Here is a 13,828-nt window from a genome sequence, read left to right on the forward strand (position 1 = left end):
CCCGAGGCAACGGCCAGCCCGGAACCGGAACCGACTCCCGAACCGGAACCGGCCCCGGCCCCCCCCCCCCCGCGCCCCCCCCCCCCCCCACGGCACGTTTTTGCTGATACCCGGTGGGGGCTCAGACCTCCTCGTGGGACGCCACCGCGCGGCGCGCGTCCGCGTCCAGGACGCCCCAGCTGATCAGCTGCTCGGTGAGGACCGAGGGCGACTGGTCGTAGATCACGGCGAGTGTGCGCAGGTCGTCCTGGCGGATCGAGAGCACCTTGCCGTTGTAGTCGCCGCGCTGCGACTGGATCGTCGCCGCGTAGCGCTGGAGGGGACCCGCCTTCTCGGTCGGCACCGTGGCCAGCCGCTCCAGGTCCAGGACCAGCTTCGGCGGCGGCTCGGCGGCACCGCCGGGCGTGGTGCCCGGGAGCAGCTCCTGCACCGGAACGCCGTAGAAGTCCGCCAGCTCGGCGAGACGCTGCACGGTCACGGCACGGTCGCCGCGCTCGTACGAACCGACCACGACGGCCTTCCAGCGGCCCTGGGACTTCTCCTCGACACCGTGGAGGGAAAGGCCCTGCTGGGTGCGGATGGCGCGGAGCTTGGCCCCGAGCTGTTTGGCGTATTCGCTGGACATATGGCTCCCCGGACACTGTGTCGACGCGACGGGCTCGGTTTCCTGCCGCGCGGCTGGTAACTCACTGTGAGGTTACGCAGCGTTACTCTGCTGCGTCAAGCCGAACGGTCCGCACCGGCTCTTCCGGGCCGATGGCGACACGTTAGGCCATACGAGTGACGCAGGCCCCCCGATGGGGTGACGGAGGCGCGGGCGGAGTGGCGATCGGCACCTGCTACCGTGGATGGCGCAAATCCGACGTCCTTTAAGGTCCGTCCCGTGAGGCGGAGAAGGAGGTCCGTTTCCCATGGACAAGCAGGACAGCCAGCCCGGTTCACCGTCCGTCGCGCGGCCCGTGCTCGAAGGCCCCGACATCGCGCGCGTACTGACCCGTATCGCCCACGAGATCGTCGAACGCGCCAAGGGCGCCGACGACGTGGTGCTCCTCGGCATCCCGACCCGAGGCGTCTTCCTCGCCCGCAGGCTCGCCGCGAAGCTGGAGCAGATCACCGAGCGCGAGGTCCCCCGCGGCTCGCTCGACATCACGATGTACCGCGACGACCTGCGCATGCACCCGCCGCGCGCGCTGGCCCGTACGGAGATCCCCGGTGACGGCCTCGACGGCCGCCTCGTCGTCCTCGTCGACGACGTCCTCTTCTCCGGCCGCACCATCCGCGCCGCCCTCGACGCCCTGAACGACATCGGCAGGCCCCGCGCGGTCCAGCTCGCCGTCCTCGTCGACCGCGGCCACCGCGAACTGCCCATCCGCGCCGACTACGTCGGCAAGAACCTCCCCACGTCGCTGCGGGAGACGGTCAAGGTCCTGCTCGCCGAGGAGGACGGTCGCGACACCGTGCTGCTCGGCGCCAAGACGGACCGGTAGCACCTCGGGCGCCGGGCCGCTCCGGCGTGCCCACGCATGCGCCGAGCTGCCCGAAACCTCCCGAATGAACTTCCCTACGGAGCCTGACAGATGCAGCGTCATCTCATCTCGGCCGCCGACCTCACCCGCGACGACGCCGTCCTGATCCTCGACACCGCCGAGGAGATGGCCCGGGTCGCCGACCGGCCGATCAAGAAACTGCCCACCCTGCGCGGCCGTACCGTCGTCAACCTCTTCTTCGAGGACTCCACCCGGACCCGCATCTCCTTCGAGGCGGCCGAGAAGCGGCTGTCCGCGGACGTCATCAACTTCACCGCCAAGGGCTCCAGCGTCTCCAAGGGCGAGTCCCTGAAGGACACCGCCCAGACCCTGGAGGCCATGGGCGTCGACGCGGTCGTCATCCGGCACGGCGCCTCCGGGGCCCCGTACCGGCTGGCCACCTCCGGCTGGATCGACGCCCATGTGATCAACGCCGGGGACGGCACCCACCAGCACCCCACCCAGGCCCTGCTGGACGCCTTCACCATGCGGCGCCGGCTGGTCGGCCGGGACGCCGGACTCGGCAAGGACCTCGACGGGCGGCGGGTCACGATCGTCGGCGACGTCCTGCACAGCCGCGTCGCCCGCTCCAACGTCGACCTGCTGCACACCCTCGGCGCCCACGTCACCCTCGTGGCCCCGCCCACCCTGCTGCCGGTCGGCGTCGACACCTGGCCCTGCGAGGTCTCCTACGACCTCGACTCCACGCTCACCGAGTCCGACGCCGTGATGATGCTGCGCGTGCAGCGCGAGCGGATGAACGCCGCGTTCTTCCCCACCGAGCGCGAGTACTCCCGCCGCTACGGCCTGGACGGCGACCGCATGGCGAAGATGCCCGGACACGCCGTCGTGATGCACCCCGGCCCGATGGTCCGCGGCATGGAGATCACCGCCGAGGTCGCCGACTCCGACCGCTGCACCGTCGTCGAGCAGGTCGCCAACGGCGTCTCCATCCGCATGGCCGTGCTGTACCTGCTGCTCGGCGGCAACGAGCCCGCCCAGACCGCCCCGATCCGCACCGAGGAGAAGTAAGACCCATGAGCAAGATCCTGATCCGTGGTGCGAAGGTGCTCGGCGGCGAGCAGCGGGACGTGCTGATCGACGGCGAGACCGTCGAGGCGGTCGGCCGGGACCTGGCCGCCGAGGGCGCCGAGGTCGTGGAGGCGGCCGGGAAGGTGCTGCTGCCCGGCCTGGTCGACCTCCACACCCACCTGCGCGAGCCCGGCCGCGAGGACTCCGAGACGGTCCTGACCGGCACCCGCGCGGCGGCGTCCGGCGGCTACACCACCGTGTTCGCCATGGCCAACACCTTCCCGGTCGCCGACACGGCGGGCGTGGTGGAGCAGGTCTGGCGGCTCGGCGCCGAGTCCGGCTACTGCGACGTACGGCCCGTCGGCGCCGTCACCGTCGGCCTGGAGGGCGAAAAGCTCGCGGAACTGGGCGCCATGCACGAGTCCGCGGCCGGCGTCACCGTCTTCTCCGACGACGGCAAGTGCGTCCACGACGCGGTGATCATGCGACGCGCCCTGGAGTACGTGAAGGCGTTCGACGGGGTCGTCGCCCAGCACGCGCAGGAGCCGCGGCTGACCGAGGGCGCCCAGATGAACGAGGGAGTCGTCTCCGCCGAGCTGGGGCTCGGCGGCTGGCCCGCGGTGGCCGAGGAGGCGATCATCGCCCGGGACGTCCTGCTCGCCGAGCACGTCGGCTCCCGCGTCCACATCTGCCACCTGTCGACCGCCGGGTCCGTCGAGATCGTCCGCTGGGCCAAGTCCCGCGGCATCCGGGTCACCGCCGAGGTCACCCCGCACCACCTGCTCCTCACCGACGAGCTGGTCCGGTCCTACAACCCGGTCTACAAGGTGAACCCGCCGCTGCGCACCGAGCGTGACGTCATGGCGCTGCGCGAGGCGCTCGCCGACGGCACGATCGACATCGTCGCCACCGACCACGCCCCCCACCCGCACGAGGACAAGGACTGCGAGTGGGCCGCCGCCGCCATGGGCATGGTCGGCCTGGAGACCGCGTTGTCAGTGGTCCAGGAGACCATGGTGGACACGGGTCTGCTGGACTGGGCCGGCGTCGCCGACCGGATGTCCGTCAAGCCCGCGCAGATCGGACAGGCAGCCGGCCAGGGCCGTCCCGTCTCGGCAGGTGAGCCCGCCAACCTCACCCTCGTCGACACGGAATACCGTGGCCGGGTGGACCCCGCGGGCTTCGCCTCACGCAGCCGCAACACCCCCTACGAGGGGCGCGAGCTGCCGGGCCGTGTGACGCACACGTGGCTGCGGGGCAAGGCCACGCTCGTCGACGGGAAGCTCACGTGACACCTGTAAACCTGCTGGCCGCCGAGAGGCAATCGGCGGAAGTGACCGACTGGGCCGCCCGCATCGGCTGGGTCGTCGGCCTGGCCCTGTTCGTCGCGCTCGTCTACTGGCTGATGCGCGAGGGCTGGAAGTGGCGCGGCACCCTCCAGGGCGACCTGCCCGAGCTGCCCGCCGCGCCGGAGGACCCCGGCCCGGCGGGACTGGCTGTGCTGTCGATGAGCGGCCGCTACCACGGCTCCACCACCGCCGGCCAGTGGCTGGACCGCATCGTCGCCCGCGGCCTGGGCACCCGTAGCCGGGCCGAGCTGACGCTGACGGACGCGGGAGTCGACGTCGTACGCCCCGGCGCCACCGACTTCTTCGTCCCGGCCGCCGCCCTGCGCGGGGCCCGGCTCGACAAGGGCATCGCCGGCAAGGTCCTCACCGAGGGCGGACTGCTGGTCCTGACCTGGGAACACGGCGGCAAAATGATCGACTCCGGCTTCCGCTCCGACCACGCGGCCGAGCACAACGAGTGGGTCGACACCCTGAACGACATGATCAACAAGAGGGAAACGGAAGGCGCGCGATGACGACCTCCACAAGGGGAGCCGGCAAGACTCCCGCAGTACTCGTCCTGGAGGACGGCCGGGTCTTCCGCGGCCGCGCCTACGGGTCCGTGGGGGAGACTTTCGGCGAGGCCGTCTTCTCCACCGGCATGACCGGCTACCAGGAGACCCTGACCGACCCGTCGTACGCCCGGCAGATCGTCGTGGCGACCGCCCCGCAGATCGGCAACACCGGCTGGAACGACGAGGACGACGAGTCCCGGCGCATCTGGGTCTCCGGCTACGTCGTGCGCGACCCCGCGCGCGTGCCGTCCAACTGGCGCTCGAGGCGCTCCCTGGACGACGAGCTGACCCGCCAGGGGATCGTCGGCATCTCCGGCATCGACACCCGCGCCCTCACCCGCCACCTGCGCGAGCGCGGCTCCATGCGGGCCGGCGTCTTCTCCGGCGACGCCCTCGCCGACGACGCCGCGCTCCTCGCGCGCGTGCGGGAGCAGCCGCAGATGAAGGGCGCCAGCCTCTTCGAGGAGGTCGCCACCCAGGAGGCGTACGTCGTCCCCGCGATCGGTGAGAAGAAGTTCACCGTCGCCGCCGTCGACCTCGGCATCAAGGGCATGACCCCGCACCGCATGGCCCAGCGCGGCATCGAGGTGCACGTCCTGCCGGCCACCGCGACCGTCGAGGACATCTACGCGGCCCAGCCGGACGGCGTGTTCTTCTCCAACGGCCCCGGCGACCCCGCCGCCGCCGACCACCCCGTCGCCCTCATGCAGGGCGTCCTGGAGCGCGGCACCCCGCTGTTCGGCATCTGCTTCGGCAACCAGATCCTGGGCCGCGCGCTCGGCTTCGGCACCTTCAAGCTGAAGTACGGCCACCGCGGCATCAACCAGCCGGTGCAGGACCGTACGACCGGCAAGGTCGAGGTCACCGCGCACAACCACGGCTTCGCCGTCGACGCCCCGCTCGACAAGGTCTCCGACACCCCCTACGGCCGCGCCGAGGTCTCCCACGTCTGCCTCAACGACAACGTGGTGGAGGGGCTCCAGCTCCTCGACCGGCCGGCCTTCAGCGTCCAGTACCACCCGGAAGCGGCCGCGGGTCCCCACGACGCCGCCTACCTGTTCGACCGCTTCGTTTCCCTGATGGAGGGCCAGCGTGCCTAAGCGCTCCGATATCCAGTCCGTCCTGGTCATCGGCTCCGGCCCGATCGTCATCGGCCAGGCCGCCGAGTTCGACTACTCCGGCACCCAGGCGTGCCGCGTGCTCAAGGCCGAGGGCCTGCGCGTCGTCCTGGTGAACTCCAACCCGGCGACGATCATGACCGACCCGGAGATCGCCGACGCCACCTACGTCGAGCCGATCACCCCCGAGTTCGTCGAGAAGATCATCGCCAAGGAGCGCCCCGACGCCCTGCTGCCCACCCTGGGCGGCCAGACGGCCCTGAACACCGCGATCTCCATGCACGAGCAGGGGGTCCTGGAGAAGTACGGCGTCGAGCTGATCGGCGCCAACGTCGAGGCGATCCACAAGGGCGAGGACCGCGACCTGTTCAAGGGCGTCGTCGAGGAGGTCCGCAAGAAGACCGGCCACGGTGAGTCCGCCCGCTCCTACATCTGCCACTCCATGGAGGACGTCCTCGCCGGCGTCGAGGCGCTCGGCGGCTACCCGGTCGTCGTCCGCCCCTCCTTCACCATGGGCGGCGCCGGCTCCGGCTTCGCCCACGACGAGGAGGAGCTGCGCCGCATCGCCGGCCAGGGCCTCACGCTCTCCCCGACCACCGAGGTGCTCCTGGAGGAGTCCATCCTCGGCTGGAAGGAGTACGAGCTGGAGCTGATGCGCGACAAGCACGACAACGTGGTGGTCGTCTGCTCCATCGAGAACTTCGACCCCATGGGTGTGCACACCGGCGACTCCATCACCGTCGCGCCCGCCATGACGCTCACCGACCGCGAGTACCAGGTGCTGCGCGACGTCGGCATCGCGATCATCCGCGAGGTCGGCGTCGACACCGGCGGCTGCAACATCCAGTTCGCGGTCAACCCCGAGGACGGCCGGGTCATCGTCATCGAGATGAACCCGCGCGTGTCGCGCTCCTCCGCGCTCGCCTCCAAGGCGACCGGCTTCCCGATCGCCAAGATCGCCGCCAAGCTGGCCGTCGGCTACACGCTGGACGAGATCCCCAACGACATCACCCAGGAGACCCCGGCCTCCTTCGAGCCGACCCTGGACTACGTGGTCGTCAAGGCACCGCGGTTCGCCTTCGAGAAGTTCCCGAGCGCCGACTCGACGCTGACCACGACCATGAAGTCGGTCGGCGAGGCCATGGCCATCGGCCGCAACTTCACCGAGGCGTTCCAGAAGGCGCTGCGCTCCCTGGAGAAGAAGGGCAGCCAGTTCACCTTCACCGGCGAGCCCGGCGACAAGCGGGAACTGCTGGAGGCGTCGGTGCGGCCCACCGACGGCCGGATCAACACCGTCATGCAGGCCATCCGCGCGGGCGCCACCCCCCAGGAGGTCTTCGACCACACGAGGATCGACCCCTGGTTCGTCGACCAGCTCTTCCTCATCAAGGAGACCGCCGACGAGATCGGCGCCGCCCCCGAGCTGACCGCCGGCCTGCTCGCCGAGGCCAAGCGGCACGGCTTCTCCGACCAGCAGATCGCCGAGATCCGCGGCCTGCGCGAGGACGTCGTCCGCGAGGTGCGGCACGCGCTCGGCATCCGCCCGGTCTACAAGACGGTCGACACCTGCGCCGCCGAGTTCGCCGCGAAGACGCCGTACTTCTACTCCTCCTACGACGAGGAGACCGAGGTCGCGCCGCGCGAGAAGCCCGCCGTCATCATCCTGGGCTCCGGCCCGAACCGCATCGGCCAGGGCATCGAGTTCGACTACTCCTGCGTCCACGCCTCCTTCGCGCTCGGCGACGCCGGGTACGAGACCGTGATGGTCAACTGCAACCCGGAGACCGTCTCCACCGACTACGACACCTCCGACCGGCTCTACTTCGAGCCGCTCACCCTGGAGGACGTCCTGGAGATCGTCCACGCCGAGCAGCAGGCCGGACCGGTCGCCGGCGTCATCGTCCAGCTCGGCGGCCAGACCCCGCTGGGCCTGTCCCAGGCGCTCAAGGACAACGGCGTGCCGATCGTCGGCACCCCGCCCGAGGCGATCCACGCCGCCGAGGACCGCGGCGCCTTCGGCCGCGTCCTCGCCGAGGCCGGCCTGCCCGCCCCCAAGCACGGCACCGCCACCACCTTCGCCGGCGCCAAGGCCATCGCCGACGAGATCGGCTACCCGGTCCTGGTCCGCCCCTCCTACGTCCTCGGCGGACGCGGCATGGAGATCGTCTACGACGAGACCCGGCTGGAGTCCTACATCGCCGAGTCGACCGAGATCAGCCCGTCCCGCCCGGTCCTGGTCGACCGCTTCCTGGACGACGCGATCGAGATCGACGTCGACGCCCTGTACGACGGCGAGGAGCTGTACCTCGGCGGTGTCATGGAGCACATCGAGGAGGCCGGCATCCACTCCGGCGACTCGGCGTGCGCCCTGCCCCCGATCACCCTGGGCGGCTTCGACATCAAGCGGCTGCGCGCCTCCACCGAGGGCATCGCCGCGGGCGTCGGCGTGCGCGGCCTGATCAACATCCAGTTCGCGCTGGCCGGGGACATCCTCTACGTCCTGGAGGCCAACCCGCGCGCCTCGCGCACCGTGCCCTTCACCTCGAAGGCGACCGCGGTGCCGCTCGCCAAGGCCGCCGCCCGCATCTCGCTGGGCGCCACCATCGCCGAGCTGCGCGCCGAAGGCCTGCTCCCGGCCACCGGCGACGGCGGCGAGCTGCCGCTGGACGCGCCGATCTCCGTCAAGGAGGCCGTGATGCCCTGGTCCCGCTTCCGGGACATCCACGGCCGCGGCGTCGACACCGTCCTCGGCCCGGAGATGCGCTCCACCGGCGAGGTCATGGGCATCGACTCCGTCTTCGGCACGGCGTACGCCAAGTCCCAGGCGGGCGCGTACGGGCCGCTGCCCACCAAGGGCCGCGCCTTCATCTCGGTCGCCAACCGCGACAAGCGCTCGATGATCTTCCCGGCCCGCGAGCTGGTCGCCCACGGCTTCGAGCTGCTCGCCACCTCCGGCACCGCCGAGGTCCTGCGGCGCAACGGCATCCAGGCCACGGTGGTCCGCAAGCAGTCCGAGGGCACCGGTCCGAACGGCGAGAAGACCATCGTCCAGCTCATCCACGACGGCGAGGTCGACCTCATCGTCAACACCCCGTACGGCACCGGCGGCCGCCTCGACGGCTACGACATCCGTACGGCGGCCGTGGCCCGTTCCGTGCCGTGCCTGACGACGGTCCAGGCGCTCGCGGCGGCGGTCCAGGGCATCGACGCCCTCAACCACGGCGGCGTGGGCGTCCGATCGCTCCAGGAACACGCGGAATTCCTGACCGCGGCCCGCGACTAGCAGCCCCGAGGGGGACACCGGAAACGGTGTCCCCCTCTTCATGAGGACACCATGTACCAGACCTTCTTCTCCCTCGTCTTCACCCGGATGGACGCGGAGCGCGCCCACCACCTCGCCTTCCGCTGGATCCGGCTGGCCGCCCGCGTCCCCGTCCTGCGCACCTTCGTCGCCGCCGTGCTCGCGCCCCGCTACAAGGAACTGCGCACCGAGGCCCTGGGCCTGCGCATGCACGGCCCCTTCGGCCTCGCCGCCGGCTTCGACAAGAACGCCGTCGCGATCGACGGCATGGCGATGCTCGGCTTCGACCACGTCGAGATCGGCACCGTCACCGGGGAGCCGCAGCCCGGCAACCCGAAGAAGCGGCTGTTCCGCCTCGTCCCCGACCGGGCGCTGATCAACCGCATGGGCTTCAACAACGACGGCTCCCGGGCCGTCGCCGCCCGCCTGGCCTCCCGTACGCCCGTCTTCAGGACGGTCGTCGGCGTCAACATCGGCAAGACCAAGGCCGTCCCCGAGGAGGAGGCCGTCGGCGACTACGTGAAGTCCGCCGAGCGCCTCGCGCCGTACGCCGACTACCTGGTCGTCAACGTGTCCTCGCCCAACACGCCCGGCCTGCGCGACCTCCAGGCGACCGAGGCGCTGCGCCCCCTGCTGACCGCCGTCCGCGAGGCGGCCGACCGCGCGGTCACCACCCGCCGGGTGCCGCTCCTGGTGAAGATCGCACCCGACCTCGCCGACGAGGACGTCGACGCGGTGGCCGACCTCGCCGTGGAACTGGGGCTGGACGGCGTCATCGCCACCAACACCACCATCGCCCGCGAGGACCTCGGCCTGACGTCCCCGCCCTCCGTCGTCGAGGAGACCGGCGGTCTGTCCGGCGCCCCGCTCAAGGCACGCTCCCTGGAGGTCCTGCGCCGCCTGTACGCGCGCGTGGGCGACCGGATCACCCTGGTCGGGGTCGGCGGCGTCGAGACCGCCGAGGACGCCTGGGAGCGCGTCCTGGCCGGCGCCACGCTGGTGCAGGGCTACAGCGCCTTCGTCTACCGGGGCCCGTTCTGGAGCCGGGCGATCCACAAGGGACTCGCCGCGCGCCTGCGCCAGAGCCCCTACGCCACCCTCGCCGACGCGGTCGGCGCCGATGTGAGGAAGCCCCGATGACCCGCACGACGGAGCCCTTCGGCGCGCGGCTGCGCCGTGCCATGGACGAACGCGGCCCCCTGTGCGTGGGCATCGACCCGCACGCCTCCCTGCTCGCCGAGTGGGGCCTGGACGACGACGTCGCCGGCCTGGAGCGGTTCAGCCGCACGGTGGTGGAGGCGGTGGCCGACCGGGTCGCCGTCCTCAAGCCCCAGAGCGCCTTCTTCGAGCGGTTCGGCTCGCGCGGCGTCGCCGTCCTGGAGAAGTCCGTCGAGCAGGCCCGGGCGGCCGGCGCGCTGGTCGTCATGGACGCCAAGCGCGGCGACATCGGCTCCACCATGGCCGCGTACGCCGAGTCCTTCCTGCACCGGGACGCCCCGCTGTCCTCGGACGCGCTGACGGTCTCGCCGTACCTGGGCTACGGCTCGCTGAAGCCGGCCGTCGACATGGCGCGCGAGCACGGCGCGGGCCTGTTCGTGCTGGCGCTGACCTCCAACCCGGAGGGCGCCGAGGTCCAGCACGCGGTCCGCGGCGACGGACGGAGCGTCGGCGCGACGGTGCTGGCCCACCTCGCGGCCGAGAACGCGGGGGCGGAGCCCCTGGGCTCCTTCGGCGCGGTGGTCGGCGCCACGCTCGGCGACCTCTCCTCGTACGACCTGGACGTCAACGGTCCGCTGCTCGCGCCCGGCATCGGCGCCCAGGGGGCCGCGCCGGCCGATCTCCCCGAGGTCTTCGGGGCGGCGGTGCGCCATGTGGTGCCGAACGTCAGCCGGGGTGTCCTCCGTCACGGCCCGGACATCGGCGCGCTGCGCGCGTCCGCGGACCGGTTCGCCGAGGAGATCCGGGCCGCGGTGGCCGCGGTGTGATGTGCGCCGCATTCCTGGTGCTCACCGAGTGGCCGCGTCGGACGGGGCCCAGGACCGCCTGAGCCTGGATACATCCTCAAATCCGAGGCAGTATGTGGTAAATGTCCGTCCTCGCAGAGGCTGACCAGGACTTTTCCGCTGTTCTCGCTGACTCTTGGGGACTTGACCGCTAGTCTCCGGGAAGAGTCAACGGGCAAGCGTGTTGCTCGTAGCTCCCCTGGTGTGGGGCGACTAGGTTCCTCACCGGTCCGTATCCGACAGTTCGACATCCGAGGTGACGTAGGCGTGGCTCTTCCGCCCCTTACCCCTGAACAGCGCGCAGCCGCGCTCGAAAAGGCCGCCGCGGCTCGCCGGGAGCGGGCCGAGGTCAAGAATCGACTCAAGCACTCCGGCGCCTCCCTCCACGAGGTCATCAAGCAGGGCCAGGAGAACGACGTCATCGGCAAGATGAAGGTCTCCGCCCTCCTCGAGTCCCTGCCGGGCGTGGGCAAGGTCCGCGCCAAGCAGATCATGGAGCGACTGGGCATCTCCGAGAGTCGTCGCGTCCGTGGCCTCGGTTCCAACCAGATCGCCTCCCTGGAGCGCGAGTTCGGCAGCACCGGCAACTGAGTCCGGACCACCCCGGTATTGCTGGAATAATCGCCGCATGGCTGCAACACCCCGGGGGACGACCCCCGTACCCCCGGAATCACGTCCGCGGCTGACCGTGCTCTCCGGCCCCTCGGGGGTCGGCAAGAGCACGGTCGTCGCCCATATGCGCAAGGAGCACCCCGAGGTCTGGCTCTCGGTGTCGGCGACGACCCGCCGGCCGCGCCCCGGCGAGCAGCACGGAGTCCACTACTTCTTCGTCACCGACGAGGAGATGGACAAGCTGATCGCCAACGGGGAGCTGCTGGAGTGGGCCGAGTTCGCGGGCAACCGCTACGGCACGCCGCGCGCGGCCGTGCTGGAGCGGCTGGGGGCCGGGGAACCGGTCCTGCTGGAGATCGACCTCCAGGGCGCCCGGCAGGTCCGCGAGTCGATGCCGGAGGCCCGCCTGGTGTTCCTCGCCCCGCCCTCCTGGGAGGAGCTGGTGCGCCGGCTCACCGGCCGGGGCACGGAGCCGCCCGAGGTGATCGAACGCCGTCTCGCGGCGGCCAAGGTCGAGCTGGCGGCCGAGCCGGAGTTCGACAGCACCCTGGTCAACACCTCCGTCGAGGACGTGGCGCGCGAGCTGCTAGCCTTGACGAACGTCGTCTGATCGTTACTGGTCACACTGACTGAATCTTTCCCATCCATCGGAAGGTAGAGCGTGTCCTCTTCCATCTCCGCGCCCGAGGGCATCATCAACCCGCCGATCGACGAGCTCCTCGAGGCCACGGACTCGAAGTACAGCCTCGTGATCTACGCGGCCAAGCGGGCCCGCCAGATCAACGCGTACTACTCGCAGCTCGGCGAGGGCCTCCTCGAGTACGTCGGTCCCCTCGTCGACACGCACGTCCACGAGAAGCCGCTCTCGATCGCGCTGCGCGAGATCAACGCGGGGCTGCTGACGTCCGAGGCCGTCGAGGGCCCGGCGCAGTAACAGCAGGCAGTAGTATTTTCAGCTTCACGCTGACTTATCCACAGGCCCGGCAGCACGGCTGCCGGGCCTGTGGTGTGTGATGGGGACATACGTTCTTCAAGGTCGGGAGAGACGGTGGACAAGCCCAAGGTCGTGCTCGGGGTCAGCGGCGGCATCGCCGCGTACAAGGCCTGCGAGCTGCTGCGCAGGTTCACGGAGTCGGGGCACGACGTCCGGGTCGTCCCCACCGCCTCCGCGCTGAACTTCGTCGGGGCCGCCACCTGGTCCGCCCTGTCCGGCCACCCGGTCTCCACCGAGGTGTGGGACGACGTCCACGAGGTGCCGCACGTCCGCATCGGCCAGCACGCCGATCTGGTCGTGGTCGCCCCGGCCACCGCGGACCTGCTCGCCAGGGCCGCCCACGGCCTCGCCGACGACCTCCTCACCAACACGCTGCTCACCGCCCGCTGTCCCGTCGTCTTCGCCCCCGCCATGCACACCGAGATGTGGGAGCACCCGGCCACCCAGGAGAACGCGGCGACGCTGCGCCGCCGCGGTGCCGTCGTCGTCGAACCCGCCGTCGGCCGCCTCACCGGCGCCGACACCGGCAAGGGCCGGTTCCCCGACCCGGCCGAGATCTTCGAGGCGTGCCGCCGCGTGCTGGCCCGGGGGGTGAGCGCGCCGGACCTGGCCGGCCGGCACGTCGTGGTCAGCGCCGGCGGCACCCGCGAGCCCCTCGACCCGGTCCGCTTCCTCGGCAACCGCTCCTCCGGCAAGCAGGGCTACGCCCTCGCGCGCACGGCCGCCGCCCGGGGCGCCCGGGTGACGCTGGTCGCGGCGAACACCGCGCTGCCCGACCCGGCCGGCGTGGACGTGGTCCCGGTCGGGACCGCCGTGGAACTGCGCGAGGCGGTGCTGGCCGCCCTGCCGGACGCCGACGCGGTGGTGATGGCGGCGGCGGTCGCGGACTTCCGCCCCGCGGCCTACGCGACCGGGAAGATCAAGAAGCGGGACGGCCGGGAGCCCGAGCCCCTCGCCCTGGTGCGCAACCCCGACGTCCTCGCGGAGATCTCCCAGAGCCGCCCCCGCCCCGGACAGGTGATCGTCGGCTTCGCGGCCGAGACCGACGACGTCCTGGCCAACGGGCGTGCCAAGCTCAAGCGCAAGGGGTGCGACCTGCTGGTGGTCAACGAGGTGGGGGAGCGCAAGACGTTCGGCGCCGAGGAGAACGAGGCCGTGGTGCTCGGCGCCGACGGCACCGAGACCCCCGTACCGCACGGGCCGAAGGAAGCCCTGGCCGACACCGTGTGGGACCTGGTGGCCGGGCGGCTCGCGTGACCGTTCCGTCCGCCCTCCCCGGCACACCCGCACCTCGCGCTTTCGTCCGTGGCGGCCCTGGTCAAGGGCGCGGCTCATTGGG

The 13,828-nt window shown here is 71.4% G+C and carries 13 protein-coding genes; 12 read left to right on the forward strand and 1 reads right to left on the reverse strand.

The window, feature by feature from the left end; translation table 11 throughout:
• Window positions 1–121 precede the first annotated feature (121 nt).
• Window positions 122–625 carry a transcriptional regulator BldD gene (bldD, locus tag ACY1JF_RS05120; RefSeq protein WP_462703740.1) on the reverse strand — a complete coding sequence of 168 codons (504 nt, stop codon included), beginning with the start codon at window positions 623–625 and terminating at the stop codon, window positions 122–124.
• Window positions 626–911: 286 nt separating this feature from the next.
• Between bldD and pyrR the strand changes: the two genes are divergently transcribed.
• From pyrR to coaBC, 12 genes are all read left to right on the forward strand, one after another.
• Window positions 912–1,487: a bifunctional pyr operon transcriptional regulator/uracil phosphoribosyltransferase PyrR gene (pyrR, locus tag ACY1JF_RS05125; protein WP_462703741.1), complete on the forward strand. Its 576-nt coding sequence runs from the start codon at window positions 912–914 to the stop codon at window positions 1,485–1,487.
• 90 nt (window positions 1,488–1,577) lie between these two features.
• Window positions 1,578–2,558, forward strand: a complete 981-nt coding sequence (locus ACY1JF_RS05130; protein WP_462703742.1) for an aspartate carbamoyltransferase catalytic subunit — start codon at window positions 1,578–1,580, stop codon at window positions 2,556–2,558.
• A gap of 5 nt (window positions 2,559–2,563) precedes the next feature.
• On the forward strand, window positions 2,564–3,850 hold the full coding sequence (locus tag ACY1JF_RS05135) for a dihydroorotase (protein WP_462703743.1): 1,287 nt from the start codon (window positions 2,564–2,566) through the stop codon (window positions 3,848–3,850).
• Window positions 3,847–4,422 (forward strand): PH-like domain-containing protein, encoded by a 576-nt coding sequence (locus ACY1JF_RS05140; protein WP_462703744.1) that lies wholly within the window; start codon window positions 3,847–3,849, stop codon window positions 4,420–4,422. The genes ACY1JF_RS05135 and ACY1JF_RS05140 overlap by 4 nt, the downstream gene beginning before the upstream one ends.
• On the forward strand, window positions 4,419–5,561 hold the full coding sequence (gene carA, locus ACY1JF_RS05145; RefSeq protein WP_462703745.1) for a glutamine-hydrolyzing carbamoyl-phosphate synthase small subunit: 1,143 nt from the start codon (window positions 4,419–4,421) through the stop codon (window positions 5,559–5,561). The genes ACY1JF_RS05140 and carA overlap by 4 nt, the downstream gene beginning before the upstream one ends.
• Complete coding sequence (carB, locus tag ACY1JF_RS05150; protein WP_462703746.1) at window positions 5,554–8,862, forward strand: carbamoyl-phosphate synthase large subunit; 3,309 nt, start codon at window positions 5,554–5,556, stop codon at window positions 8,860–8,862. The genes carA and carB overlap by 8 nt, the downstream gene beginning before the upstream one ends.
• A gap of 51 nt (window positions 8,863–8,913) precedes the next feature.
• On the forward strand, window positions 8,914–10,020 hold the full coding sequence (locus ACY1JF_RS05155) for a quinone-dependent dihydroorotate dehydrogenase (RefSeq protein ID WP_462703747.1): 1,107 nt from the start codon (window positions 8,914–8,916) through the stop codon (window positions 10,018–10,020).
• Window positions 10,017–10,865 carry an orotidine-5'-phosphate decarboxylase gene (pyrF, locus tag ACY1JF_RS05160; protein WP_462703748.1) on the forward strand — a complete coding sequence of 283 codons (849 nt, stop codon included), beginning with the start codon at window positions 10,017–10,019 and terminating at the stop codon, window positions 10,863–10,865. The genes ACY1JF_RS05155 and pyrF overlap by 4 nt, the downstream gene beginning before the upstream one ends.
• A 285-nt stretch (window positions 10,866–11,150) precedes the next feature.
• Window positions 11,151–11,474 carry an integration host factor gene (locus ACY1JF_RS05165; RefSeq protein ID WP_190206445.1) on the forward strand — a complete coding sequence of 108 codons (324 nt, stop codon included), beginning with the start codon at window positions 11,151–11,153 and terminating at the stop codon, window positions 11,472–11,474.
• Between the two features lie 37 nt (window positions 11,475–11,511).
• Entirely contained in the window at window positions 11,512–12,105 is a 594-nt protein-coding gene (gene gmk / locus ACY1JF_RS05170; protein WP_462703749.1) for a guanylate kinase, read from the forward strand.
• 51 nt (window positions 12,106–12,156) lie between these two features.
• Window positions 12,157–12,429, forward strand: coding sequence for a DNA-directed RNA polymerase subunit omega (gene rpoZ, locus ACY1JF_RS05175; protein ID WP_003988945.1), 273 nt, complete (start codon window positions 12,157–12,159; stop codon window positions 12,427–12,429).
• A 114-nt stretch (window positions 12,430–12,543) separates the two neighbouring features.
• Window positions 12,544–13,746 carry a bifunctional phosphopantothenoylcysteine decarboxylase/phosphopantothenate--cysteine ligase CoaBC gene (coaBC, locus tag ACY1JF_RS05180; protein ID WP_462703750.1) on the forward strand — a complete coding sequence of 401 codons (1,203 nt, stop codon included), beginning with the start codon at window positions 12,544–12,546 and terminating at the stop codon, window positions 13,744–13,746.
• Window positions 13,747–13,828 lie beyond the last annotated feature (82 nt).

This window comes from Streptomyces sp. SYSU D01066-1 (genome assembly GCF_054956795.1).

What these genes read in the sequence shown, in the direction of transcription:
- carA (WP_462703745.1), top strand. Translation starts at nt 4,419, where the DNA reads ATGACGACCTCCACAAGGGGAGCCGGCAAGACTCCCGCAGTACTCGTC.
- bldD (WP_462703740.1), bottom strand. Translation starts at nt 625, where the DNA reads ATGTCCAGCGAATACGCCAAACAGCTCGGGGCCAAGCTCCGCGCCATC.
- pyrR (WP_462703741.1), top strand. Translation starts at nt 912, where the DNA reads ATGGACAAGCAGGACAGCCAGCCCGGTTCACCGTCCGTCGCGCGGCCC.
- gmk (WP_462703749.1), top strand. Translation starts at nt 11,512, where the DNA reads ATGGCTGCAACACCCCGGGGGACGACCCCCGTACCCCCGGAATCACGT.
- pyrF (WP_462703748.1), top strand. Translation starts at nt 10,017, where the DNA reads ATGACCCGCACGACGGAGCCCTTCGGCGCGCGGCTGCGCCGTGCCATG.
- ACY1JF_RS05155 (WP_462703747.1), top strand. Translation starts at nt 8,914, where the DNA reads ATGTACCAGACCTTCTTCTCCCTCGTCTTCACCCGGATGGACGCGGAG.
- ACY1JF_RS05135 (WP_462703743.1), top strand. Translation starts at nt 2,564, where the DNA reads ATGAGCAAGATCCTGATCCGTGGTGCGAAGGTGCTCGGCGGCGAGCAG.
- ACY1JF_RS05130 (WP_462703742.1), top strand. Translation starts at nt 1,578, where the DNA reads ATGCAGCGTCATCTCATCTCGGCCGCCGACCTCACCCGCGACGACGCC.